The organism is Shimia ponticola (genome assembly GCF_007995215.1).
GTDB classification, from domain to species: domain Bacteria; phylum Pseudomonadota; class Alphaproteobacteria; order Rhodobacterales; family Rhodobacteraceae; genus Shimia_B; species Shimia_B ponticola.
The window spans coordinates 1,275,830-1,302,084 of the sequence record NZ_VCDK01000003.1 but is presented as its reverse complement, the minus strand read 5'-3'; the positions used below and the strand labels follow the sequence as shown (position 1 = coordinate 1,302,084).

Here is a 26,255-nt window from a genome sequence, read left to right as displayed (position 1 = left end):
GTGACCCAACCCGAAATAGCCGTCGTTGGGGCCGGGCTGATTGGCCAGCGTCACGTTAGAGAAGCAATCGCGCAGGCAAAACTGTGCGCAATCATCGATCCATCCAGCGAGGCCACTGAAACCGCGCGCCGCGTGGGTGTCCCGCACTTTCAGGATCTCGTGGGCTATCTGGCGAACAACCGGCCCGACGGCGCAATCATTGCAACGCCCAACACACTGCATGCCGACCACGCGGTGAGCTGTCTTGAGGCAGGGGTGCCGGTCCTGATTGAGAAGCCCATCGCCGAAAGCGCCGCGGCCGCCGCCCGGATTGTCGAAACCGCGGAGCGCACGGGCGTGCCGGTGCTGGTGGGCCATCATCGGCGTCACAACCCGATCATCAAGCGCGCCAAGGCCGCGATAGACGCCGGTGAACTTGGTGAAATCGTCACCGTGCAGGGGCAGTTCTGGCTCTATAAGCCGGATGACTATTTTCAAGCCGCGTGGCGCAAGGGCCCGGGGGCTGGCCCCACACTGATCAACCTGATCCATGACATCGACCTAATGCGTTACCTCTGTGGTGAGATTGCAGACATCCACGCGATGCGGTCGGCTGCGCAGCGCGGCCAGCAGGTCGAGGACACCGCCGCCATAACCCTTCGCTTCGCCAACGGGGCACTGGGTGCTTTCACGGTATCAGACACTGTGGCAGCACCCTGGTCCTGGGAAATGACGTCCGCGGAAAACCCCATTTACCCGCACCGCCCCGGCGCGTGCTACATGATCGGTGGGACGCACGGCTCACTATCGATCCCTGACCTAAAGTTCTGGCAGCACAAGGGCACTCGTAGTTGGTGTGATCCAATCGACGCCGACACGTTGGATGTTCAACCGGCGGATGCCTTTGCCCTGCAATTCACCCATTTCGTCGACGTCATCAAAGGCGCCAAGCCCCTAGTGTCGGCCCGCGAAGGTGCCGCCAGCCTTCGGGCTGTTTTGTCAGTTCTGGATAGCCCACTCATTGGCAAGGAAGCCCTATGAAGATCACCCGCATGCAAAGTCACGTCTTGCAGTACGATCTGCCGGAAGAGCTGGGCTATTCCCAACAGTACTACGCCCGCCGTACCGCGCATCTGGTCGAGGTGTCTACAGACGAAGGGATTACCGGGTGGGGTGAATGCTTTGGCCCCGGCCCAATCGCGGTGGCCAATAAGGGCATCGTCGAAGGCGTGATCGCCCCGATGGTGATCGGGATGAATCCCATGGATCGCGACGTGATCTGGCACAAGGTCTACAACCTGATGCGCGACCACGGGCAAAAGGGCATGCCCATGCAGGCGCTGTCGGGTGTTGATGTCGCCCTGTGGGACATCGCTGGCAAAGTGATGGGCCAACCCATTCACAACCTGCTGGGCGGTGCACATCGCAGCAAGGTGCCCGCCTATGGCTATGGCATGATGCTCAAACGCGAAAGCGTCCAAGACCATGTCGCGCGGTTCGAGGATGAGGTCGCCGCGATCCTGGATATGGGATTCAAAGCGACAAAGATGAAAACGGGCCTCGGGCCGGAGGCAGATGTGCAACTCTGTGCCGCCGTCGCGCGGGGGGTGGAGGGCAAAGGCCGGTTCATGGTGGATGCTAATCACTGCTACACAACCTCTGATGCCTTCTACGTCGGTCGCGCGCTCGATGAAATGGGCGCCTATTGGTTCGAAGAACCCGTGGCGCCAGAGGATCGGGACGGCTATCGCGAACTGCGCGCGGGACTAAAGACCAATATTTCCGGCGGCGAGGCCGAGTTTGGCCGCTGGGGCTGGCGGGACATCCTGGAGAACCGTGGCCTCGACATCGCCCAGCCCGAGGTCTGCGCCCTGGGCGGGATCACAGAATACCAGCGCGTTTTGGCGCTATGCCACGCACACTTCACCCCGGTCGTCAATCACGTGTGGGGATCGGCGATTGCTGTGGCGACGAACCTGCATCTGCTGGCTGCAATGCCGCCTTTGCCGGGCGGACTTTTTCCGTGGGAGCCCATGTTGGAATTCGATACCACCCACAACAGTTTTCGAGATGAGTTGCTACAAGACAGCCTAAACATACAGGCCCAAGTTTCGCAAAACGGCGGGTATGTTTCAGTTCCAAAAGGCCCAGGCCTCGGCGTGGAACCCGACCGGGAGTTCATTCAAAAATACGTCCTGACTTGATGACTGCGGCAGCAGACGAAGAGGAAAAACCGACCAATTATCAGCGACCTGTCCTAGTTGGTCTGGATAATGCGGGCGGCGCCCCCGTCCAGAACGCCGGCATTGCTACGGCATTCAGGAGGTTTGGACCCTTAGCGTCCCTGTGCAACAGCCCCATCGCAATGTCCATTTTGACGTGCTGCGCCGCAGTAGGCATGCCGCCTGGTGAGTGGCAGCTTTGGGCCGTTTGGGGACATGTTGCTCGACGTATGGAGTATTTTCGCTTGGCAGAATTGATCGATTTTCAGCCCGCTGGAGAACTCTTGTGTGAGAGTCGACAAAAAATGAACACCAACCGATGCAAGTCGTTTGACGTGCTTGCAAGTGCGCGCTGGTGTCGTCTTTCCGGCAAATGGTCCCCATCGGTCATTGGGTTCTCCAATTTCGTCGGGTCTTTGGCGTTTGATTTGACAGCCCTTCCGAAAATCAGTGCTGACTTGCGGGGCAGACGGCGCCCTTCCCCTCTTTCGACTGACCCAACCACAGGACGCTCGGTTTCTGGTGTCTGGTATTCAGCGATTTGGACCTCTAGGTGCGGTCAAACACCAGGCGTTGGGGTTTTTCGCTGTTTGCAGTGATGGACGCACTGGGTAGTGGAGCCTTTGCCGCCGCATAAACTGCAAATCTTTTTCAAATAACCGGAGCCACCGTTCGACGGGACGCGAAGCCGACCAAAGCCTTGCCCATTAAGACGATCGAGCAAGTACGACTGCAGGGACCGGTACCGATGTGCACTGATAAAGCGCAGGCCTATCGACGGGTCATCCGGGAGATCAGCTACTAATATCACCCGGATAACGGAGCACTCCCAAATCAATGGGTCCTACCCCTGGTCTCATCTAATCATGGTCGCGGCTACTTAGCTCATGAAACGACCGCTACCTTGTTTCCAGAGCTGCGTGCGCATGTGTCTTTCGACCCCCAAGCCCTAACAAAAAGTCTACTGACGGATCGATATTCCCTCTTTCACCAGAAGGGCGAGCACCTCGCTTAAGTCGGCATGCGACATCGCCGAGGCGTGGTAATAGTGGATCGAACGATCATTGAAGTCATCATTGAGGTAATTCAGGTAGTCAATATTTTCGTAATAGGCGTCTCCCATCGAAAACGATTCTTGCGAACGAGACAGCTTGTTGAACGCGAATTCGCCGACAGCTTCGCGGGTGAGTACCGTCTCGCTCAGCAGCGGACGATGTTTCAGGCTTCTTTCAACATCATCATCGCTGCCTTCAGTGAGGCCGCTCAGGTCGTCGTCACGGTAGAAGGGAACCCGCTCTTCGATTGTACAATCAAATGGGCTACTGATTGCAGTGTTGGTCGCCTCGTAGGGAACTGGCGGATTGCCGATATTGTCGTCGTAGATGGCGTGTAGTCCGTAGTGCTTCATATGTAGAAAAGTCAAAGCCATCGTCGTACCGGGACGGTCCGCGGGAAAATGAAGCTCTGATCCATAGAGGCCCGCGGACACATTCATCTCGCGAACATGTCGCGCGATCTGGCTATTCAAGGACGTGCCGAAGTGTTCGTAGAACGACTGACGACCCAACAATTGACGGCCTTCGTCCCAGTCCTTACCCGGCTCTTTGCGCGGACCCAGCGACTGCAAGAGAAGCGCATCGGCCATGACCTTGAGCCCGTTGAGCCGGTTTAGGATCGGAAAACGATAGCGCTCTAGCGTGATGCCAAGCCCTGCATAAGTGGCGCGGAAAAGGGCTTTGCGGAGCTTGTGGTGACTGGCCGGTTCATCGGCACAGTAGGAGGCTTCCGGGGGTTCCGTGGCGTCTTGCTCGGGAGTTTCGATTTCTGACAACCTCTTGTTGTTTATCAGGCAGTCGTCTGCCAAAGCATCACGCAGAGTAATGTCCAGCTCATCTTTGCTTGGGATTTCCCCGCCATCCTTGTCTTTGTGGACTGGTGAAAAGGTCTCATTTGCGAACCGCATCAAGATGTCTTTGTAGACCATCAGCGCGAGCGCCGTGCAGAGCGGGCCGCTATCTTCTTGGAGCAGGGCCAAAACCAACGAACAGGCCAGCGAGATGCCACGCGGCTCATCACGGAACGCCTGCGCAAGGTCATAATCGGCCTGCAACTCACGCCCAACGATGCCCTCGGCGGCCATAATACCGTCGCCATGTTTGGGGTTCCCGTGGTTCAGCGCCAGACGTGTCGCTGAGGGCCGATCAGAAAGCTGAATTCGTTCGATGGCGTCTTGTATTGAAGTGAGGCTCAGCAAGCCAATGTGAAAGCGATCTTCGTCGCTGCCGGAGGTGTCCGCCTGTTTCTTGAGATGTTTCGAAAAATGCCGGGCACGGTCACCAAACGCTTCTCCAGCCAGTTCTTCTCGCTGAAGAAAATCGACTGCTTTTGCGTCCCACAGAACCCTGTTGAGCGCATCGGCCTGCAGGAAATATTCGTTGGCTGTGTTGGTTGACTGGCCAATCTTTTGGCTCGCGCGTGCTGCAGCTTGGCCAAAGAACTTGTACGCATACAGTTGGGACAGCTCGTCATCGGCACCTTGGATATCCAATCGCGAGACGTGATGCGATAAGCTTTTATCCGTGGTCTCGAAGTCAACTTTGAACTGACCCAACCATTGCTTGTAGTTGCCACATCGAGGTTTGCGTTTTTCCAAGTGATCTAAAAGGACGCGATGAACGCGCTCACTAGCTCCTTTTGGAAAGTCAGACGCACGAGCGCTTGCAAGGATATCCGCGCTCGGTTCTCTGTCCACGATCCAGTCTTCGGCCAGCAGGTCCTCAGGGGTCGGTTCAGCGATCAGGTTCTTATTGAACTCGTCTGCTGCAGTGTTGAACGTTCGCCGCACGTAACGGCTGTAGTTGCGCAAATCGACAAGTGGAATATCGCACTGAAAGTGCTCAACCTTGGTCGCTGACGGCTCCGATGTTTCAGAGTCAGCCATCTCAAGCCGCGCAAGATCAGCCGAACAGCGCAGCGCGCTGCGACGAGCAAGGATCACCTCTGCAAGGTCGGTCAAACCATCGGCAAGAGTGGTATGGAATTGGCTCGACGTTACGCTGCCCTCGTCGAATACATTTGTTTTGGAGCTAGAAGAGTCGATCGCCGTCCAAGCTGTACCTGATATCATGAAGCGGTTGGTCAGGTACTTGCGGAGCATCCACAGTGACATCGCATAGTGATATTGTGCGTTGCCGAGGTAACCGATCCTCTTGGTATTCTCGTTCTGCTGCTCGTCTCCGATTTTGTATTCGATTGACTTTACAAGGTCTTGCATTGTCATCGTGTGAAGGGATTGCTGCCCCTTCATAAAGTAAAGATCGCCCAAACGATCATGACCCAGTGAGGCTTGCAGAAGAATTCCGCCGCTGAAAGGGGGGGGCGTCCGGTATTCTGACCTCATCGGCAGTTTGAAATACAACAGCGGTTCGCGGTCATAGAGTCGCCGCAGCCAGCTTTCAGCATAGACAACGCTGTCGTCGATGTTTTGACGCTCCTTTTCCAGAACCCATGCGGCCGCAAATCCACCCTGATAAAAGATAGCCTGATTGCGGATAGCCACGAGAGGTACCGCTCCACCCTCGCGCCATACGTCTTCTTCTTTCAGGTCATCCACGCGGGCTCCGGTGTCCGAGAGAGCATCCAGAACCACATCGCTGAATCGTGCCGCGTGCATATAGCTTGCGGCTGCGCGCTCAAAGTTCTGTTCTTGCTCGTAGGTCTGGCCGATTTGAAGCATCAGCCTCAGGCGCGCGATGACCCAGTGGATTTGCGCCTGAATGATGTCGCGCTGACGGTCGCGATCCTCGGTGGACAGAAGTTCCCCGAGCATTCGCAATTCGATGTGGCTGCGCCCCGCATCCGTTTCCGCCCGACCGCTTCGGCCACTATGGCTCACGGCCTTGATCATGAAGGTCTCGCCCTGAACGCTGTCCAGCATCGCAATTGCACGGCGGTAGTAATTGCGTGCGATCTCGTATTCCTGATCGTACTCATAGAGCTCACCCAGCCCGGCGATCGTGTCGATATTCTCACGCTCGCCGGTATTGATCGTCTGTTGATAGAGCCCCTTGAGCGATTGGGATTCATCCAGCGTGAAGTTCAGAGTTGCCATCTCTTCCTTGGAAATTCGCGACAAATAGTCGATCTCACGCGCGAAATCGCTGCGGAAGCGGAACGTGTGTACTCCGTTTAGAACCCGATGCAGGAACCGTTCAGAAGACACCTCTACCAGCAGGCTCATGACAGATCGCAGATCAGGCGCGCGGTGAATGTGACTGAGTTCGTCCACACGTTGCAAGTTCGTTCGCGAAAAGCCGCGGTTGTGGAATTTCATGAGAAAATCCATCAGATAGAAGATCGACATCGAGACCTTGTCGTCGCGGTCTAGCATCCGGCCTTCCGTGTGATCCATCAGATGCCGATAGAGCATGTCGATGAACTGCATCCGATAAAGGGCATTGTCATCCAGCATCAGCACATCATGCCCCTCAGAGCGCATCTTGCTCCAGCGGGCTTTGTGTTGCTGGTGATAGGGGTGGTCGTGCAGCGCAAGGGCATAGGAGCTTGTCTGCACGAGTGACTGCAACAATTCCTTCAGCTTCTTTGGATTGCCCGCGGATCTATACGTCAGGAAGTTCGTGAGCTGGTCGAGCGTTTCCTGCTGACCCAGCGACATCGCCTGTGAGTCTTCGGGATGCCTGCCTGTCAGCGCGCCATAGGCGATGGTGTAGTGCTCGGCCTTGGCATCCACGACCTCCATCCCGGTCGCGTGCGCGATAGCGGCCAGACGCCTTGGGTGGGACGGATATGGCAAATCAAATTGCAAGTATGTGGGCTCTTCTGTCCCTTTCGAAAACGAAAATGGCCCAAGTTTGCGCAACTCGCGCCAACTGTGCAGACGGTGGCGGGCATTGCGGTAGATCAGGGTAATCAGCTCGACCACGCGTTCGTTGATGCGGCCAAAGCTGTGGTCGCGGTCTGCCAAAAGGGACGTCAGATAGATTTGTCCACTGAAGATCGAGTTCAGAATGGGCGCTCGCTGTGCTTGGTCGGCGAGCCATTCGTCGTGATAAAGCCGACCGCCAATAAAAATAAAGCGCGCACTATGGCCCGAAATCAGGCGTTTCATATCAGAGAGCAATTGGTGCAGTTGGAGCGACCGCGCCCTCTCGCGCGAATTTTCTTCCAGATGAGTTGTGCTTTCGGCGTCTTTCGAGAGTGACGGGTCCACGATGCCAGAAAGCTTGTCCATTTCATCGAAGACAAAGGTAATCTCTGGCAGGATCTCCAAGGGATTGCGCGGGCCATCATTGTAGGATGCTTGGTGCGGTTTCATCCGGTTGAGCAATTCGATAAACCGCTGCTCGATCACGCGCGGATCGTTGGCATTCTCGATCGAGCGTTCCTTGGACCGGAAAGGCCACAAAGCCGCCATCCAGCCGCCGGGTGTCTGATCCTGCGAGCGCAGTGTCTCCTTGCCATTGATCAGCAAGATCAACTCGTTCATCGCATCGACATTGGCCTGATACGGCAAGATGCGCAGACGGCGATTGATCGTGAAGAACAACAAGAACGAGATCACGTAGAGAAGCAGGTGATAAACACGCAGCGTCGGCGACCCGTCAGAGAATTCGTTGTGTGGGGAAAACGCCCGATAGGCAGTGGCGCCGGCTATGTTCTGTGGGCCAGTGGAGGATGTGAAATCAATCAGGGGAAGGCCAAGGTTGCGGTCGAGCATGAACCGCACGACCTCGCTGTTGCCGACCTGCAGGTCGCCAGCCCGCCCCACAAACTGTTCACGAATGATTTGCGATTGCTCGATCCGATCCAAATCATGCAAAAATTCGACGAATACATTCTCGTCTTTGGTAGATGGTGGTTCTCCGGCGAGGCAGTTCGACCAATCGACCATTTCAACCGGTAACTGTGGGCTGGTGGCCCTTGGGGGTTGTACCAGGGGCGTCCCTGCCAAATAGGGGCTATGGCACTTTTCCAAATATGCCTCTCGGCTCGAATCACTCCGTCCAAAGCTGCTCTTGAACGTCGCGATTTCTGACTGAAAATCAGTGTGGATCTCCAAAACTGGCGAATACAAAAGCTCCATAACACCGTTGGAAAACGGCAAGGCGCAGATCAAACTCTTCGCGACAGGGGCGATCTCTGGGTAAACCTCAAAGAAACCGCAATAATTGGTTGCTCCGAACACCTGGCGCGAGCTCACCTCATTGCCTTCAAATCGGTAAACATATCCGCCGGGCCGGTCGTAGGCGTTCATGTTGCCGATATGAAAAACGGACTTGGACAAAAAGCTGGTTGTCAGGACCGCAAGGGTCAGAAGGATTGTCGCGTTTAATCCGCCGATGACGCTGGTGAGGCCAATGAACTTGCTGCGATAGACGTCTCTGAGCCTGCGCAGCATCGCTTCAACGATGCGGGAGTGTTCGAGATTGTCAAAGCCCAGATTGATCCAAACCTTCAGCACCGGATAACGGATCGAATAAATCCAATATGGCAGTGTCACGATCTCTAGCTGGCGATAAACATAGCGGGCGCGTGCAGAGAGCGGCGCAATTCCGTAGCGTTGATCTGATAAATGCCTTCCTGCCCAGGTGCCGGGTGTTGCAAGAACCTTGTGCGTCAAAGCCGACGTCTGACTATGATCATTGCTAAAGCTTCTGGGCTCCGCCCATTCCAAGTGGCTCTCAGGCTTATAAGGATCGCGCCGCAACAAACGGGTCATGAACAGGTCGGCAATGCGCCCAAGACCCCATCTGATAGACTTAGGTTTCCATGTTTCCTGCCACGCTTGATGGTTGTCGGGATGAGTTCTCGCACGGCCAAGACGTCCCATGGAACTATCTTGCCGGAAGGATCTCTGGTCACGAGCGATCCAGTTGTATTCGCAGCGATATATGAGAACGAGAATCGCAAACAAAAGCCCAAACGAACTGATGCCAACGTGGCTCGACTCAAGGTTCGGCAAACCGGGAAAAAACCCATCAAAAAGGGTTGGTTCTGCAACAAAGGCCCAGCCGAGAATGACGCGCGCAAAAGGCAAAAGACCCAGCAGCGAAAGGAAGAGCATGAAGTTTCCTTTGAGCACAAGGATCGTGCGGACCGGTGCAAAGGAGACCCCGTTGTCGAAAGGTGTTTTGTAAGTCTTGTGATTGGCAATCCAAAGCGCCTGGGCTGCCCAAACCACACCAATCGCGACAAACATCAAGACCATCGGAGAGAAGGCAAGGATAGCCCGAATATCCAAGAGCGCGCCAACTCCCGTCTCCCATTCAGTGTCATTGAACGCTGTTGGGTTCAGAAGATATTGGCACCATTGGTAGAATCCGGTTCCAACAGTCTTCCAGGTATCAAAGCTCGAAAACGGACCCTTGGGAAGTACAAAAGAAACGAGCGAGACAACGGCCGCGAGAGCAAAGCAGGCGGCGAACCAAACGTTCCGTCTGCGAGAAAAAAGTGCCTGGAATGCTTGGCAGCCGAATACGTAAAAGAGCCAATAGCTGATAAGCGTTTCAAGCCGACCTTCGAGCAACAGGCCATCGCTCAGCGCGTCTATGAGAACGGCCCAAGTGCCGGTGTCATCACTCTTTTCTTGAAACCCAAGAACGCGCGATCCGATTGCCAACAACCCGGCAAGAATGGCTAAGCAAATCGCTGTGTTGGTCATGACCGAAACGGAATGACGAGAAAACCGGCCGGATACAGCCAGATTGCGAACCAACTGCGACAGGGTCATCAGAGGTATCAAAACCCAGACAAAGCCCGATAGTATTGCTTCGACGTCTACGGATGTGATCGCCTTTGATATCAATCCTTCCGGAGCCAATTGCCAGACGAGGATCCAAGTCGCGGGCACACAGAACAGCAATGCCATCGTTGCCCAATAAACAAATCGCTGACCCCATGGTGTTTCCTGCAACTCTGAAACCGCCGTGGCCGTTCGCAGCACGAGGTAGCCTGGCACCAGCATCAATAGAGATCCCAGAAAAAACGGTCCAAGTATCCAAAGGACACTGCTGCGCGCCAAGCCATCGGCAGCGGAACCTTGAACTCCTTCTGCAAGGATTGCCTCAAAAATGTTCTGCGCGCCAAGTTCAAGAAACTGCGTCAGCAGCGCGTAAACGGTCACAAGGACGAGCGCGATAAGGAACAATCCTACGACGCCAGACAGCCTTGCACCGCGGCTAATGCGGATAGAACGTTGAAAGGCCATACGGTCATACTCAGCCAGGCAGTACTCAACAAAGGATGATTTGCCCGCGCCGCGATGACCTGAGACCAGAAACGCGCCAAACTGTTCTTGGTGCGTCAGCAATTCGATAAAGTTGGCTCGTTCTTTTTGACGACCGACAAAAACCTGATTGTAAGGAGGGCGACCACGGCCGGATAATGAGAATTTCCCGAATGGAATAAATCGATAAAGGTTTCGAATTTCACGCAATTTTTTGATTTCTTATCGTTGTTGCAGTCCTGACTTTGAAACCTAGGCCAAGCTTCTTGGTTCACGCAATTGAATTCTGATCGCTCGCCTTTCCGGTGCTTAATGAGGCTCCAGAGGGAGGAATGGTCTAGATCTTTTGTTTTGTGTTAATTTCGATCTGCCGAGAGTGAGGCAGAGCCTTGGTTTTGACGACGTAAATTTGGGAGTTTGGGCAGTGCAAATGTTGTTCCTAGGCGAAGGCAATCCTCCCAATTGGCGTCAGATTTTTTTGATATGCTTTTGATGTCCAATCTGTGCTGTCCGAAGACAGCTTGCTTGGTGATTGGAGTGCTGTTGCGCGCGAGAGTTGATCGTTATCCAGTCCGCTGGAGAATTTTAGCCTTAGAGGCGACGTCCGACAAATTGACACCAACGGGTGTCATGCGATTGACCTACGGGTAAGGGCGCGCTGTCGTGCTGTCAGCTGCTGGCAACGTCCTGTGGCAGGTTCTCGCTCCATTTCCGCAGTTCGTTCAAAAAGCTCAGCGCCGTCGATCCAAGATCGGTGATCTCGTAATGCACTGATATCGGAGCGGTCTCTTGGACGTTGCGCGTGACGAGACCCTGCGCCTCCAATTGGCGGAGCCGTTCGGTGATCATTTTTTTGGACGCACCGCCCACCATCCGGGCCAAATCATTAAATCGTACCGGGCCGTCCCTGAGGTGCCACAGGATCGAACCGGTCCATTTTCCGCCGATGATCCGCATGCCTTTTTCAATCGCGCAGGGTTCGACACAAGCCTCATAGACCTGCCGTTTTCCCTGGGCGTCGTCCTCAACTCGTGCCCGCATTTCGTGCTCTCAGCTCCAAACTGTAGGTTACAAAAAGTATACTGGTTGATTTCAGTTCCCTAGGTTCGCAACTGTCGACCCAACGGGCCATGAGTCAACTCGTGCCCGCTGGACCACGAAGGAGCTGATCATGAGCAATATCCTGATTCTGAACGGCGCACAGCCTTATGAATTCGCCCCCGGCACCTTGAATGCCGCCCTAGCCGAACGCGCACGCGCCTTTCTTCAGGCGCAAGGGCACAATGTTCGCATGACAACCGTGGCCGAAGGATATGACGCCAATGCAGAGGTCGAAAGCCACGTCTGGGCAGACACGGTCATCATGCAGTTCCCGGTGAACTGGATGGGCGCGCCTTGGTCGTTCAAGAAATACATGGATGAGGTCTATACAGCCGGCATGGATGGGCGCATGACCAATGGAGACGGCCGCACCCCCGAGGCACCCAAGGCAAACTACGGCATGGGCGGGGCGCTGACCGGCACGACATACATGCTGTCAGTCACTCTCAATGCCCCGCGCGAGGCGTTTGATAACGCGTCCGAGCCATTCTTTGAGGGCGCTAGTGTTGATGACCTGCTACGCCCGATGCACCTGAACGCCCGGTTCTTCGCTATGGCACCGTTGCCGACCTTTGCTGCATTCGATGTGATGAAGAACCCGGAAATAGAGGCTGATTTTGCCCGGTTTGATGCTCATCTGGACGCTGTATTCGCGGAGGCTAAAGATGTCGCAGCCTGATATTGTTCTTTACACCGCCAACACGATGAACGGGTGGAAGCCGCTGATCTTCCTTCACGAGGCCGAAATTGATTATGAATTGGTCAATGTAGATTTCTCGAAAAAGGAACAGCACGCCTCGGACTACGTGAAGATGAACCCGAACGGCAAGATCCCGACCATCTGGGACCGGGCGGAGGAGCGCGCGATTTTCGAGAGCGGGGCGATCCTTTGGCATTTGGCCGAGAAATACGGACGGTTTCTTTCGGACGATCCGGTGGAGCGGTCTGAGACGCTTCAATGGCTGTTCTTTCAGGTCGGCCATATTGGCCCGATCATGGGACAAGCCATGTTCTTTCAGCGCATCGCCAAACCGAATGGTGATGAGGTGCCTTACGCCATCAATCGCTACGTGAAAGAGAGCCGCCGCCTACTAGAGGTGCTGGATACAAGGCTGAATGGCCGCGACTGGCTGGTGGGCAGCGAGATGTCGATTGCAGATATCGCCACCTACCCTTGGGCGCGCAGCTATTTCTGGGCAACGGTTGAGGTGGATGGCTTGCCACACCTTCAGGCGTGGTTTGACCGGCTCGACTCGATGCCCAAGGTACAGGAAGCTCTACAATTGCCAGAGCCGCGTCCTTCGGCTTTTGGCAAGGGCGATATCGAAGCAGCGGCTACAGCCAACGCGGCCCGTTTCAAGGGATAAGTCCGTGGGCCCGCGCGTCGGAGGCCTTCGCTGATTTGGGACGCCTGTGGAGCATGGTCGCCGACCATCTAGCCAGCTACAATCGCCCGAAGTTTGTCTGACAGCCACGTGTGAAGCGGATTGCTGGCGTCGCGGCTATGGCGGACGGCGTGGAGCAGAAAGCTCCCGCCGTCTATCGGCATGGGGGCGTAGACGATGTTGAACCTGCCTGCGTTGTTGCGTGCGACCCGGCTCGGCAAGGTGACTACAAAATCCGAGCTTTCAATGATCGATAGTGCCGCAAAGAGCGATGGCACGACCGTCTGAATGTTTCGCTTCAGCCCTTTCAGGTGCAGGGCGTGGTCCACGAGATTTCGGTTGGGACCATAAGGTGAAATCAGGAGATGGTGCGACTTTGCGACGGCTTCCAATGTCAGTCCTTCGGCAAACAAAGGGTGATCGCGACGGCCAGCAAGCACGTAGTGCTCTGAATAGAGCTCTTCAGCTACGAAAGTGGTGGCGCGATTAGGAGGGAAATCGAAGTACCCGATGGCCAGGTCAATCTGACCCTGTACCAAGGCTTCCAGCGCCTCTTGGTTTTGCAAGGGAAAGGCGTGAACGTTGAGATTGGGGCTGACGGTGCGCAAATCAGACACCAGCGCCGGGATTATGCCGTTCAATTCATAGTCAAACGCGCCGATCCTCAATGTCGTCGCCGCAGTGTCGGGTGAAAACTCTTCCGTCCCTTCCAGCGTCTCGGAAATCAGTCTGACGATATGTCGGACCTTAGGTTCGAGTTCATGGGCAAGCGCCGTAGGCTCCAACCCGTGCGCGCGGCGAAGGAACAGCGGGTCACCATAAAGGTTTCGAAGCCGTTTCAGGGCGTGGCTGACAGCAGGTTGTGTTAGGCCCATTTCGCGAGCAACAGCTGTTGCCTGGCGATGGCGCATAGCTCCGAGGAACACCAATAGGATTGTGGTGTCGATCAGCCTGAGATCAACCTGATTTATATCTCTCATAGATCATTTTCATTATTCCGTATTTCTCGAAACGTCTAGCGTCTGCTCTATAGCGCGTGATGGGAATCCGCGTCGGGGAGGGGACATGGCTGAAATACAGCTGCGGAATATCGGTAAGCGATGGGGCGGATTTGTCGGCGTCGAGAACTTCGATCTGACGATCGCAGACAAGGAATTCCTAGTTCTGCTTGGGCCATCCGGCTGTGGCAAAACCACGACGATGCGGATGATCGCGGGGCTTGAGGATGCCACCGAAGGCGAGATCGTGATTGATGGCAAGGTCGTAAACGACCTTGACCCGAAAGAGCGGGACGTGGCGATGGTGTTCCAAAGCTACGCGCTTTACCCAAACAAGACCGTTTATGAGAACATCCGCTTTCCGTTGAAGGTGCGCAGGATTGATCCGTCGACCCACGACGAACGCGTGCGCCGCGCCAGCGCGATGGTGGAATTGGATGATTTCCTGCACCGACGCCCGGCAGAGTTGTCGGGCGGACAAAGGCAGCGCGTGGCCTTGGCACGCGCCATTGTGCGCGAACCCAACGTATTCCTGATGGACGAGCCACTCAGCAATCTTGATGCCAAACTGCGTGTCTCGACCCGCGCACAAATCAAGAACCTGAGCCACGAGCTTGCGGTCACAACCATCTACGTCACCCATGATCAGGTCGAGGCGATGACCTTGGCCGATCGCGTCGTGATCATGAAACAGGGTGTGGTGCAGCAGGTCGGAACACCCTTTGAAATCTACGACCGGCCCGCCAACACCTTCGTCGCTGGCTTCATCGGCAATCCGGCCATGAACCTGATTGAAGGCGACATCTCGAAAAGCGCCTTTCGGGCGGAAAACGTCGAAATTTTGGGCTTGTCAGTGCCCGACAAAAAATGCGTGCTTGGCTTCCGTGCCGAAGACGCATCGGTCGTCGCAAGCGGCGGACAGATCAACGCGCCAATCTATACGATGGAGCTCTTGGGCGACTCCACAATGGTATCGGTCCGCATTGGAGGGGCTCTTGTTTCGGTCAAGGCCGACAAGGGCTATCGAGCGGAAATTGGTGACGTCGTCTCGATCTCGGTGCCGACGGAGCAATGCCACCTGTTTGATGCCGATACCGGGGAGCGCATCGATAGCCGAGGCCAGAACTGAATACCGTGAAAGCGGGAAAACCGGGTGCAGGCTTCGAAGATGCACCCATCTGATAGGGAGAGAAAAACATGTATATCAGACACTTGATGATGGCGGGCGTGATGTCTACGCTGATGGGATCAGCGGCCTTTGCTGCGGGTCACGCGGCGTGCGGCCCAGAAGGTCAATCCGTTCGCATTCTGGCCAGCGACTTTCCGGCCATTCACGCGGTTGCCGGCACAGCTGAAGAGAACTGTGCATCTGGCGCGGCAGAGTTCACTCGCAACCACACGACCGAAGCACGCCAGATCATGAACGCGGCGCTGACGCCGAACCCAGCCGAGTATACCAGCGTGATCGTTGCAAACTCGACGCTGACGCAATTGATGAATGATGGGCTGGTTCGGCCGCTCAACGATCTGGTCGAGAAGTACGGCGACAACATCCCTGACAACCTGAAAATCTCGATTGATGGCAATGTCATGGCCATCGCGTTCATGGCCAACTCACAGCACCTCTTCTCGCGCTCTGACATTCTGGCCGAGGCTGGTGTCGACAGCGTGCCTGCGACCTATGACGAAATGATTGCAGCGGCCCAAGCCATTCGCGGCGCAGGGATCATGGAATACCCGATCGTCATGAACATGAAGACGGGCTGGAACGTGGGCGAGTCCTTCAACCTCGCCTTCCTCGCGCACGGCGGTGAGTTCTTTAAGCCGGGTACAGCCGAGCCAATGGTCAACAGCGAAGCTGGCGTCGCGGCGTTGAACACGCTGAAAGCACTGGTCGAATATGCGCACCCCGACCACCTGACACAGGCTTCGAACGAAACTCAGGCCTTGTGGGAAGCCGGTGAAGCTGCGCTGGGCATCATGTGGGGCTCGCGCGGTGCGGCTATCCTGGACGACGAGGGATCGACCGAGCAAGTGACGTCCAACACTGTCCTGTCCGCGGCACCATCGGTCGAACCGGGCGGCAAGCCGGGCGCGACGCTGTGGTGGGATGGTTTCACGATTTCGACCAATGTGTCTGACGCGGAAGCCGAGGCAACATTTGCTGCACTCGCCAGCGCGCTGACGCCGGAAATGGTTGCCGCGAACAACGATGACGCGGTCTGGTTGCTGGACGGATTCCAGCCCGGGGCGGCGGCTGCCGGTGTATCTGCAACGGCACAGGGCGGCGCAGCGCCGTATCCGATGCTGCCGCAGATCGGTCTGATGCATAACGCGCTTGGCGCGGAACTCACCGACTTTTTGCAAGGCAACGAGAGTGCTGAAAAGGCGCTTCAAGATGTCGAGGCCGCCTACATGACGGCTGCAAAAGAGGCGGGCTTTCTTCAATAAATCTCCCTGAAGAAAACCCAGTGAGGGGGGCCTTATCGCCAATGCCTCCCTCACCATACGACCCCTTTAGTTGGAGCGGGCACTATGAAGCACAAAACCTTCTTCTGGTTCATATTGCCGTCTCTGGCAGCGATGACGCTGTTCATCGCCTTGCCGATTGTCTCGGTGTTTATCCAATCGCTTTTTGTCGGCCATGAGCAGGTCTTGGTGGTCTCGGAGAGCTGCGGGCCATTTGGCTGCTCGCAGACAACATCCGTTGATCTGGAGGCGACCGAAAAGCTCCGGGAAGAAGCACCATTGGGCCAGTTCAATGGCCTTGGGACCTATTTGAACCGTTCACATCTGGCCTTTGCAGAAATTGGCGTCGCGTGGGCCGAAACGGACACATGGAACGATTTCTGGTCTGTGGTCGGGGACCTACCGTTTTATCGCGCGTTGGCCTTCACGTTGACCTACACTGCGGTCGTTACGCCGCTTGTCATCCTCCTTGGGCTGGCCATCGCCATGGGGGTCAATACCCTCCCAAAGCTTCTCAAAGGTCCGTCGATCTTTGTCTCGCTTCTACCGTTTTTGGTCACGCCGCTGGTCGGCTCTCTGATCTTGTTCTGGATGGTCGACAGCGATGGTGTGATCGGAGCCACGATCCAACTCATTTTCAACGACCCAAACCTCAGCCTGAAGGCGTCCGCGGCGCTGACCTGGACGATGCTGATCGTCTACGGCGTGTGGCACACGTTGCCATTCAGTTTCATCACCTTCTATGCCGGGCTTCAGACCGTGCCGGACGATATCATCGAGGCGGCCAAGGTCGACGGTGCCAGCAAGTGGGAAACCACCCTGCATGTCGTCGTGCCGCATCTGATGCCGCTTGTGTCCTTCGTGACGTTGATGCTGCTGATGGACAATTTCCGGGTGTTTGAACCGATCGTCAGCTTTTCGGCAGAGGCACATGCCCGGTCACTTAGCTGGATCATCTATAACGACCTGCGCGAAAGCGGGAACCCGCTCTACGGGTCGGCAGGCGCGACATCGATGCTCACGATTATTGGTGTCGTGATCTTGCTGACGCCGGTGCTGCTCCGGACGTGGCGCGACTTCAACCGCAAAGCGCACTGAGGAGGGGCATATGGCAACCGCATCCGAAAACCGCATGACCCCCGGCAAGATCATCGCTTTCTCGCTCGTTGGGTTGTGGCTGGTGATCGCCGCATTCCCGTTTCTTTGGACCTTCTGGGGCAGCTTTAAGGTTCAGGCCGACTTCTTTTCGAAGGCGGATTGGACCAATGCAATTTGGGGAACCAACACCATAGCAGAGACCGGCAGCGCTTATACCGGACAAGGCTATTTTGGGGCTTGGATCACGGAGGAGTTTTGGCAGAACGTCATCAACTCCGGGATCGTCGTGTTCTTTACGGTCGTGATCTCGCTGACTTTTGGGACCTTGGGTGGCTATGCCCTAGCGCGATCCGGGTTCCGCTATGCGTTCTGGCTCTTGATGGCGGCGCTGGTCTTTCGCGCGATGCCGCACATCACCCTGGTCTCGGGCTATTTGCTGCCGTTCTTTGAGTGGAACATTTGGGGCCATCTACCCACAACGATCATTGTGCTTGTTGCGATCAACCAGCCTTTCACTCTGTGGATGCTGCATTCGTTCTTCCTCAACATTCCAAAGGATATGGACGAAAGCGCCATGGTTGATGGCTGTACGCGCTTTCAGGCTTTCTGGCACGTGATCGTGCCGGTGATGTGGCCCGGCGTCATCACAACCGGTCTGTTCAGCTTTCTGCTCGCCTATAACGACTTCACCGTGACGGCGATGCTTCTGAGTGCCGAAAATGAAACCATTATTCCGGCGATCAACAGCTTCCTTGGGACCACACAAGTCGAAGGCAAGGTGATGTATGCGGTGGCGGCTGTGGTCTCAGCGACTGCGCCATTGTTCGTGCTCATTCTTTTCTTCCAACGCCAGATCGTCAGTGGCTTGACCGCAGGTGCCGTGAAAGGATGACACGGCACGACGCGAACAAGGCCTTGATTGCGCCCTTGCGCGCCGCTCTGAGGTCCGCAGACCGCGCGGCGATCCGGGGGGCTATCAACGCGGTCTTCGCGCCAGATGCGCAAATCCGGCTTGGTCATCCTCTCGGCGAAATGGTCGGACCAGAGGCCCTGTGGGATCAGGTCTATGCACCTCTTCTTGATGCGATGCCCGATTTGGAGCGCGCAGATTTCATCGTCATGGCCGGGCCTCGCTGGGGACAAGGCAAAACAGGCGACTGGGTGGGGCTAGGCGGCAATTTTATTGGGAAACTCACCGCGCCGTGGCTCAGAATCCCGGCAACAGGCCGCCCGGCTTTCATGCGGTACCATGAATATCTGCGGATCTCGGACGGCAAGATCGTGGAAATGGAGGGTCTCTGGGACATTCCTCAGCTGATGATCCAAGCAGGTGCCTGGCCCATGCCAGATCAGGCAGGTGTCGAATGGATGTGCCCCGGTCCCTCAACAGGGCAAGGCGTCATCACCGCACCCCATGACGCCACGCAGGCCGCGGCGTCCGTCCAAGCCGTCTGGGACATGCTGCATGATCTCAAGAAAGGCGACGCCCAAACGCCTGATCGCGGGCTGGGGGGGCATTGGCATCCGAATGCCCCCTGGTACGGGTCGGCTGGCATCGGCTCTGCACGTGGTCATGCCGGGATTCGTGATGTCGTGCTCAAGGCGTTCCGCGAAGGGTTGTCCGACAATACGCGCCACTTGGACGAGGGCGTTTTCTTTGGAGACCATGACTTTGTGGCCTTCACCGGCTGGCCGTCTGGAACGGCGACCCACTCGGGTGAAGGGTTCTTAGGTCTCAAGCCCACAGGCATTCGATTTACGCGGAGGTCTCTCGACTTCTGGCGCATCGAAGACGGTCGCATCCGCGAAAACTGGGTGATGGTCGACCTCTTGGATATCTACCGGCAACTGGGCGTCGATGTCTTGGCCCAGATGTGTGATCAAAACGGAGGCTCCCATGCCGCTTGAAACACTGACCCGTGCCGCGGACCCTCACACGGCAAACAAAAAGACCATCGCGACACTGCGCCAGTCGATGAACGAATTTGACGAGGCAAAAGTGCGCGCCGCTTTGGCGGATTTGATTGCACCGGATGCCGTCATTCACATGCCGCACCCTTTTGGCGATCTGCAGGGGCCAGATGCGCTCTATGAGACGTGCTATGCGCCGCTTTTTGATGCCATGCCGGATTTGGAACGCCGTGACTGGATTGTCGTGGGGGGCGTGACCGAACGCGGAGACGATTGGATCGGGTGCGGGGGCCACTACATCGGGACCTTCGTCGGTCCTTGGCTGGATATTCCGCCGACAGGGCATCTGACGCATATGCGCTTTCATGAATTCTATCGCTTCGTCGATGGCCGGGTTGTCGAAATCCAGACACTTTGGGACATTCCCGAGGTCATGATGCAGGCTGGCGCTTGGCCGATGGCGCCTTCGCTAGGGCTTGAGTTTTGCATTCCAGGCCCGGCGACAAATGACGGTATTGTTCCCGGTCCTTGGGACGAAGCCCGCGCGCAAGCGTCCTGCGATCATATCGTCACCATGCTGAAATACATGAAGCGGCACCCCGTCCAAGGTGGTCCCGAGGTGATGGAAATGCCCCGTTTCTGGAGTGACCGTGTCAACTGGTACGGACCTGCGGGGATCGGAACCGGCCGCGGCATCGCGGGGTTTCGAAATTGGCACCAGATCCCCTTTATCAATGCGATGCCGGATCGCGGCCAGTATGTGGACGAGATCACCTATCATTTCTTCGGTGATGGTGATTACGCGGCGGTCACAGGCTGGCCCAACATGATCCAGACGGTCACGCATGACGGCTGGATGGGGATCGCGCCGTCGGGGAAACGGATCACGATGAAATCCCTTGATTTCTGGCGGATTGAGAACGGCAAGATCCGTGAAAATTGGGTGATGGTCGACCTGCTCGACGCCTACCTGCAATTGGGCGTCGACGTGTTTGCGCGGCTCAGAGAGTTCAACAAGACCCGCGTGTCCGGACGGCTCCCGTTCCCGATTGGGGATGTCTAACTTAATAAGGCATCACCCCGGATACCTATCAGGCGCGCGACAACGCAGGGCCTATTTGGGAGCCATACGGATTGCGCCATCAAGGCGTATGACCTCGCCATTCAGCATCTGGTTTTGTGCGATGTGACTGACCATCGCCGCATATTCGTCGGGATCACCCAACCGCGATGGGAATGGAACCTGCGCTCCGAGCGATGTTTGCACCTCTTCGGGCAGAGACTTCAAAAGAGGGGTGAGGAACAGGCCCGGCGCGATGGTGCAGACGCGGACGCCTTTGTCGGCCAGATCACGCGCCATCGGAAGCGTCATGCCCACGATCCCGCCCTTTGAGGCAGCATAGGCGACCTGACCGATTTGTCCGTCATAGGCCGCGATGGAGGCCGTGTTGACGATGACGCCCCGCGCGCCATCGGGCGCAAGAGGGCTCTGTGCGACCATGCGTGCCGCAGCTTGGCTGGCGCAATTGAAGCTGCCGATCAGGTTGATCGCGATGGTCTTGTCAAAGACAGCCGCATCATGCGCTTCGCCGCGCGAAACTGTCTTGGCCGCTGGCGCGATGCCTGCACAGTTCACGAGAATGCGGATGCCGCCGGCAAGGTTCTCGGCCTCGGTCAAACCGTCAGCCACAGAGGCCGGGTCCGAGACGTCCACACGTATAAAATGGCCGCCAATACGATCAGCGGTCTCGCGGCCCGCGTCCTCGTTCAGGTCAAATATGGCGACTTTCACACCATCCGCAGCCAAGCGTGACGCCGCAGCCTCGCCCAGACCAGATGCCCCGCCTGTGACGATGGCCCCATGGCCCTGCCAATTCATCATGCTCATCCCCGTTCCTTTGCGTCCCTAGTAACCTGATCTACGTACCGTTGACCGACCCCTGTTTTTCATCCGCCATCAAGACTTTGTACAGACACAGTCTGGCATCGACACGTCCGCGTCACGACTTTCGGCGCGACGATCCAAAAGAGGCATGATCAACGAACAGCCGTATCTGAAACAGAAAGAACACAAAGATCACAACCGGCATCACGAGCGTTTCAAATATAACCCAGAACGCCTCAGATTGTGTGCGCCAAACCAATTCATTCGCCGCTGCTGATGCAAAGAACAGAAAAGTCATCCGCTTTGTCAGAAGCATCCAGCCCTTCTTTTTCAGAGGGATCATGTCTTCCATGATGTATTTCAGCCATGATCGGCCCAGCAAAAGTCCGATGCTGAGAATGATCGCCAAAGCCAGATAAATGGCCGTCGGCTTCATCTTGAAAAGGCGCGGATCATTCAGCCAAACGCTGAGCCCGCCAAATACGACGAGCATGACAGCGGTGGCGACCTGAATCCGGGCCACGCGACCTGTCAGATACCACAGAAGTCCGATAGCGAAGAGAAAGATCGGCATGAAAGCCGCGGTGACGATGACAAAGCCTGTATATTCGGTTCCTCCCACAACAAGCATCTCGTTGCGAAGGACAAGATAGACGAGGACAAACCCAAGGACGGGTCCGAACTCCAGAACGGCACGCAGGCCGGGTGACACTGGCCTTTCGGTGTTTGTGGGGGATGGCATTGTCTGGTCAGTCTCCGCTGCCTGAAGTCACTGCTGCCCATCAATTTAGGTCGTGCCGACCAAAATGCATCATCGCCGTAACCCCCGGTTGTTGAGGCGGGCCTTGGTCAATCGATGCGCCTTGAACCCCGATCCATGATGGGTAGTCTTACCCGATGATTGGTCCCAGAAACATGCGGGTTGTTCTGATCCGGCTTGCCACCCTGATCGGGTTTATTGCGGTTCTTTGGGCGATCCATCTGGCCAATACGGCGCTGGGCTTTCAGTTGAACTTTGCCTTTGGCCTGATCCCCCGAGAAGTCATTGGCCTTGATGGGATCGTGGGCATGCATGTGTTGCACGGCAGTTTCGATCATTTGGTATCGAATACGCCGCCTCTCTTGGTGATGGGTAGCTTGCTTGCGGCAACAGCAACGCGGGCGCTTGTCGCCGTCAATGCGGTGATTGCCGGATTGTGCGGTGTATTGGTCTGGTTGTTTGCCAGCCCTGCGATCCATATCGGCGCGTCGGGCCTGATTTTTGGGTGGTTCGGGTTTCTGGTGGCACGTGGATTGGTTGACCGGTCGCCCGTGACCATCGTTTCGGCCACCGTTGTGGGCGTCCTTTATGGCACGATTATCTGGGGGGTTCTTCCAGGGCAGCCGGGCGTTTCGTGGGAGGCGCATTTGTTCGGTGCGATTGCCGGTGTGGTCGCCGCCATCGTGATCCGCACGCATGTCCATGCCCCCCGCGCCCGCGATGTCGAGCGGTGGTGAGATACCGCATAATGCTGCCGAGCAGCCATTCGCCCGAAATCTACCGATGCGAGAAATTTTTTGATTTCCACAACTTCGCCAATATAGTCCGAGTCACAACTTAGAGATGAAGAGGATTCTGTATGTCGAAATTGAACATCGTGCGCGCTTGGAAAGACCCGGCGTATTACGCATCGCTCAGCCCGGAAGAGCAGGCGCTTGTTCCAGCCAACCCGGCAGGCGATTTCACCGCCTCGGTGGACATGGAGCAGGTTGTCGGTGGTCGGTCCGGTTCGGTTTCGGCACGTCTGGCGGCGTCCTGCACGAACAAGACAAGCACCTGCTGCAACTGCAAGCCAAAGACCGCAGAGCGCTAAAACCAAATCTGAGGGGAGGGGGCGATGTCTCGCCCTCTGCCCACTATTGCAAGACCATTGGTGGCCGGGGCTGCGACCTTGATTGATCTTCAAGCGACCTTGTCAGCCCTGCGAGATGGCTCCTCCGATATTCACATTCCTGCTGGTCACCCGTTGGCCGACACGAACTTGCGTGCCTTTTTTATCGAGGCATTCGAGAAGGTTGACGTGGTCGAATGTGAATGGGGCGCACCGGCGCAACCGGTGCGGGACGATGACCTGGTCCTCCACATCTCGCGACACGCGCCCATCTGTAGTTTTGCGGCAGGGCTCATCGGCGGCGCTCTCGCCGTTGCGCGCGCGCGGCTCAATGAGATGCCCAAATCGTCTTTGACGGATCGTCTGGGCGTTCTTTGCGATACCGAGTTTCGTGACGCTTTAATTTCCTCGGTCACTCAGAAGGTGCAGCAGACGGTGGCGTTGGAATACAATGTCGCGCGGCTCGATACCCCGGAGCTGAGTTTTGAGTGTTTTTGTTCGGGGCTCTTAGAGCGTGATGCACAAGACCGCATTCTGGCTGAATATCCAAAGCTCGCCCATCGTCTGGGTCACTATTGCCAACAACAAGCGGTTGTATTTGCGCGCTTTGCTGATCGGCTGATCCGCGACTGGCAGGCGGTGAATGCGCGGCTTGGCCTATCCGGAAGTTTGCCGAGCAGCCTGTCTTTCGGAGAAGGCGACGTTCACAACGGCGGACAATCGGTTGTGATCCTCACCTGCGATGACGGCGGCAAATTGGTCTACAAACCGCGGGATATTTCGGTCGAAATTGCGTTCGATGGCTTGCTGGGTCATTTCAACGAGGTTTTCGGCGAGACCCTGTTCTGGCGTGTCAAAAGCCTTGAACGTGACGGCTATGGCTGGGTCGAATACGTCACTGCAGAGCCCTGCCGATCCACAGACGAGGTTGAAACGTTTTATCACCGGGTCGGGGCGCTCCTCGCGGTTTTGCACCTTCTAGGTGGCTTTGATCTGCATCAGGAAAACCTGATTGCCCATGGCAGCCACCCGGTGGTCGTAGACCTTGAGACGCTGTTTTTCTCGTTCAAGAATGGCAGCTTTCTGGGGCGCGACGATCCGTTTTTGTCGGCCGCTGAGTATCCAGCGGTGAAGGCACTGCTTGGGTCGGTCATGAGCACGCTGATGCTGCCGCAACATGCACGCAATGAAAACGTGTCCGCCATCGCGGGGGGGGAGGCCGTCGCGCGGTTTGCCAACAGGTTTGATCCGGACCGAAATCGCATGGTCCAATATGAGGATGGCACCACCGAATTCCTGAACCGTCCGGTTTTGAATGGCGCGTTGGTCGAACCACACGCCTATGCGGACTTGGTCGCGGCGGGGTTTTCCCGGCTGTACGATCACATGATGCATGCCCGGGCGGACTATGCAGCCCCTGATGGTCCGGTCGGTGAGGTTGCTGATCACCTCACGCGCGTCGTTGTGCGAGACACGCAGATTTATACGGATTTGCTTGACCGCTCTTGGCATCCCGCGCTCTTGGGCGATGGCCATGACCTCGCTGTGCATTTCCTGCAGATATGGCGGCCCGCTTCGGCGACACCCAGCACCATTCCATTGATGTTTTATGAGATTGCAGAGCTGATCTCTGGCGATGTGCCGTATTTCACGCAGCAACCCAAAGCGTGCGAGGTACGCGCTGGTCATATGCAATTGGTCGAGGGGTATCACCTCGATCGTTCGGGTTTCGAGGCCTTTCAGGATCGCTTGGCGCAAATGAGCGAAGCGGATCGTGATCTGCAATGCTGGATCATTCGCGGGTCGCTCGATAGCGGTTTGCGCGAGGGCAAAGGAAGCTATGAGCGGTCGGACCGATCCGAGGTCACGGCAGAAGAAGAGCGCCGTGCCCTTGATCATGTCCACACCATGGTCATGTCGATGGCGCAGCGCGGCATCGGATTGCTGGATTGGCTCACCGTCACGCCAACGCCAGATGAACGCCTGATGCTCGCCCCTGTTGATGTGACCCTGTACAACGGCATCTCAGGCCTGACACTTTATCTTGCTTACCACGCTGAGGTCACCGGCACGGACCGCGTGCACGCCGAGCAGGCATTTGCCAATCTCGAGCGTCAGATTGACGATGATTGGGGCAATTTCGCTATTCCCGGCGCGATGAGCGGTTTGGCTGGGGCGGCCTATGTGATGGTGCATCTTGCCGTGCTGTGGGATCGGCCTGACCTGTTTGACCGCGCGTTTGAGTTATTGAAGCATGATGCTGATCTGATCATGCAGGATGACGGGCTGTTCGATGTGACCGTGGGTGCCGCCGGGGTTTTGTGCGTTCTATGTGCCGCGGCAGAGTCTTCGGGACAGGCGCGGTTTACCGGCCTTGCCCGTCGGATGGGGGAGCGTCTGATAGATATGGCGCGGCACGATGAGCGCGGTGCCTACTGGGTGGCACAGGAGGATGAGCGGCCATTAACCGGGCTGTCGCATGGGTTTTCCGGGATCATCCTTGCCATGGCGCGCTTAAATGACATTGACCCGGACAATCGTTGGGGTGCAGTGGCCCACGCGGCGATGCTCCGCGAGAATGCGGATTTTGTGCCCTCTGCTCAGAATTGGATTGATTGGCGCTATGCCAATCTGGACCCTGACACGTGGGATGACCCGTCAAACTTTCAGTACTTCTGGTGTAATGGCGGGGCGGGCATCGCGCTGGCGCGTCTGGCGATGCAGACAGAAACGGCAGATGATCGGGTCACCGATGATTTGAAGGCCGCAGCCGCAGGCACGCTCGCGGGTGGGATTGGGCACAATCACAGCCTGTGTCATGGCGATCTGGGCAATGCAGATATCCTTGCGCAGATTGCGCGCGCTTTGAAAGACCCTGCGCTCAAGGATCAGGCCGAAAGGGTCTACGCCCGCGCGGTGCACACCATTCTGGACGGACATGTGTTCGGCGGTGCGTCGCGGCTGGCGACGCCGCCCGATTTGATGACGGGTCTCAGCGGCGTGGGCTGGGGTATCCTGCGCCACATGGCGCCTGAACGGGTGCCGGATGTGATGACGTTGTCGCCGCCCCGGAGGCGTCTGTCGTGATACC

18 protein-coding genes and 1 pseudogene are annotated in these 26,255 nt (G+C 56.6%); 14 read left to right on the top strand and 5 right to left on the bottom strand.

What is annotated here, in order from left to right:
- From FE702_RS09700 to FE702_RS19005, 3 genes and pseudogenes are all read left to right on the top strand, one after another.
- The gene (locus FE702_RS09700; protein ID WP_147126031.1) at positions 1–1,020 is read left to right on the top strand and encodes a Gfo/Idh/MocA family protein; all 1,020 of its coding nucleotides are present in this window, start codon (positions 1–3) and stop codon (positions 1,018–1,020) included.
- On the top strand, positions 1,017–2,183 hold the full coding sequence (locus FE702_RS09695) for a mandelate racemase/muconate lactonizing enzyme family protein (RefSeq protein ID WP_147126030.1): 1,167 nt from the start codon (positions 1,017–1,019) through the stop codon (positions 2,181–2,183). Before FE702_RS09700 ends, FE702_RS09695 begins: the two co-directional genes overlap by 4 nt.
- Positions 2,184–2,868: 685 nt before the next feature.
- Positions 2,869–3,003 (top strand): annotated as a pseudogene (locus tag FE702_RS19005) (IS6 family transposase); the annotation flags it as partial.
- Positions 3,004–3,162: 159 nt separating this feature from the next.
- Here FE702_RS19005 and FE702_RS09690 read toward each other — a convergent pair.
- Both FE702_RS09690 and FE702_RS09685 read right to left on the bottom strand, forming a co-directional pair.
- Positions 3,163–10,530 (bottom strand): hypothetical protein, encoded by a 7,368-nt coding sequence (locus tag FE702_RS09690; RefSeq protein ID WP_222611796.1) that lies wholly within the window; start codon positions 10,528–10,530, stop codon positions 3,163–3,165.
- A gap of 585 nt (positions 10,531–11,115) precedes the next feature.
- Positions 11,116–11,487 (bottom strand): winged helix-turn-helix transcriptional regulator, encoded by a 372-nt coding sequence (locus tag FE702_RS09685; protein ID WP_147126028.1) that lies wholly within the window; start codon positions 11,485–11,487, stop codon positions 11,116–11,118.
- 130 nt (positions 11,488–11,617) lie between these two features.
- Here FE702_RS09685 and FE702_RS09680 point away from each other — a divergent pair, with 130 nt between their 5' ends.
- Both FE702_RS09680 and FE702_RS09675 read left to right on the top strand, forming a co-directional pair.
- Positions 11,618–12,226, top strand: a complete 609-nt coding sequence (locus FE702_RS09680) for an NAD(P)H-dependent oxidoreductase (RefSeq protein ID WP_147126027.1) — start codon at positions 11,618–11,620, stop codon at positions 12,224–12,226.
- Positions 12,213–12,914: a glutathione S-transferase family protein gene (locus FE702_RS09675; RefSeq protein ID WP_147126026.1), complete on the top strand. Its 702-nt coding sequence runs from the start codon at positions 12,213–12,215 to the stop codon at positions 12,912–12,914. The genes FE702_RS09680 and FE702_RS09675 overlap by 14 nt, the downstream gene beginning before the upstream one ends.
- A 68-nt stretch (positions 12,915–12,982) precedes the next feature.
- On the opposite strand, the gene FE702_RS09670 is transcribed toward FE702_RS09675, so the two are convergent.
- Positions 12,983–13,912, bottom strand: a complete 930-nt coding sequence (locus tag FE702_RS09670; protein ID WP_147126025.1) for a LysR family transcriptional regulator — start codon at positions 13,910–13,912, stop codon at positions 12,983–12,985.
- Between the two features lie 85 nt (positions 13,913–13,997).
- Here FE702_RS09670 and FE702_RS09665 point away from each other — a divergent pair, with 85 nt between their 5' ends.
- The 6 genes from FE702_RS09665 to FE702_RS09640 all read left to right on the top strand — a co-directional run bounded on the left by FE702_RS09665 (position 13,998) and on the right by FE702_RS09640 (position 20,471).
- Positions 13,998–15,059, top strand: coding sequence for an ABC transporter ATP-binding protein (locus tag FE702_RS09665; RefSeq protein WP_147126024.1), 1,062 nt, complete (start codon positions 13,998–14,000; stop codon positions 15,057–15,059).
- Positions 15,060–15,127: 68 nt separating this feature from the next.
- A complete protein-coding gene (locus FE702_RS09660) occupies positions 15,128–16,381 on the top strand; it encodes an ABC transporter substrate-binding protein (RefSeq protein ID WP_147126023.1) in 1,254 nt (417 codons plus the stop codon).
- Positions 16,382–16,465: 84 nt separating this feature from the next.
- Positions 16,466–17,497, top strand: a complete 1,032-nt coding sequence (locus tag FE702_RS09655) for a carbohydrate ABC transporter permease (RefSeq protein WP_147126022.1) — start codon at positions 16,466–16,468, stop codon at positions 17,495–17,497.
- A 10-nt stretch (positions 17,498–17,507) separates the two neighbouring features.
- The gene (locus FE702_RS09650) at positions 17,508–18,389 is read left to right on the top strand and encodes a carbohydrate ABC transporter permease (RefSeq protein ID WP_147126021.1); all 882 of its coding nucleotides are present in this window, start codon (positions 17,508–17,510) and stop codon (positions 18,387–18,389) included.
- Positions 18,386–19,405, top strand: a complete 1,020-nt coding sequence (locus FE702_RS09645) for an ester cyclase (RefSeq protein WP_147126020.1) — start codon at positions 18,386–18,388, stop codon at positions 19,403–19,405. The genes FE702_RS09650 and FE702_RS09645 overlap by 4 nt, the downstream gene beginning before the upstream one ends.
- Positions 19,395–20,471, top strand: a complete 1,077-nt coding sequence (locus tag FE702_RS09640; protein ID WP_430303168.1) for an ester cyclase — start codon at positions 19,395–19,397, stop codon at positions 20,469–20,471. The genes FE702_RS09645 and FE702_RS09640 overlap by 11 nt, the downstream gene beginning before the upstream one ends.
- Before the next feature lie 51 nt (positions 20,472–20,522).
- Here FE702_RS09640 and FE702_RS09635 read toward each other — a convergent pair whose 3' ends face one another.
- Entirely contained in the window at positions 20,523–21,287 is a 765-nt protein-coding gene (locus FE702_RS09635) for an SDR family NAD(P)-dependent oxidoreductase (RefSeq protein ID WP_147126190.1), read from the bottom strand.
- Between the two features lie 121 nt (positions 21,288–21,408).
- The gene (locus FE702_RS09630; protein WP_147126019.1) at positions 21,409–22,035 is read right to left on the bottom strand and encodes an inner membrane-spanning protein YciB; all 627 of its coding nucleotides are present in this window, start codon (positions 22,033–22,035) and stop codon (positions 21,409–21,411) included.
- Positions 22,036–22,190: 155 nt separating this feature from the next.
- Between FE702_RS09630 and FE702_RS09625 the strand changes: the two genes are divergently transcribed.
- The 3 genes from FE702_RS09625 (at position 22,191) to FE702_RS09615 (ending at position 26,251) form a co-directional block, all read left to right on the top strand.
- Entirely contained in the window at positions 22,191–22,790 is a 600-nt protein-coding gene (locus FE702_RS09625; protein ID WP_147126018.1) for a rhomboid family intramembrane serine protease, read from the top strand.
- A 122-nt stretch (positions 22,791–22,912) separates the two neighbouring features.
- A complete protein-coding gene (locus FE702_RS09620; RefSeq protein ID WP_147126017.1) occupies positions 22,913–23,146 on the top strand; it encodes a mersacidin/lichenicidin family type 2 lantibiotic in 234 nt (77 codons plus the stop codon).
- Positions 23,147–23,170: 24 nt separating this feature from the next.
- Positions 23,171–26,251, top strand: coding sequence for a type 2 lanthipeptide synthetase LanM family protein (locus FE702_RS09615; protein WP_147126016.1), 3,081 nt, complete (start codon positions 23,171–23,173; stop codon positions 26,249–26,251).
- The last annotated feature ends 4 nt before the right edge of the window (positions 26,252–26,255 follow it).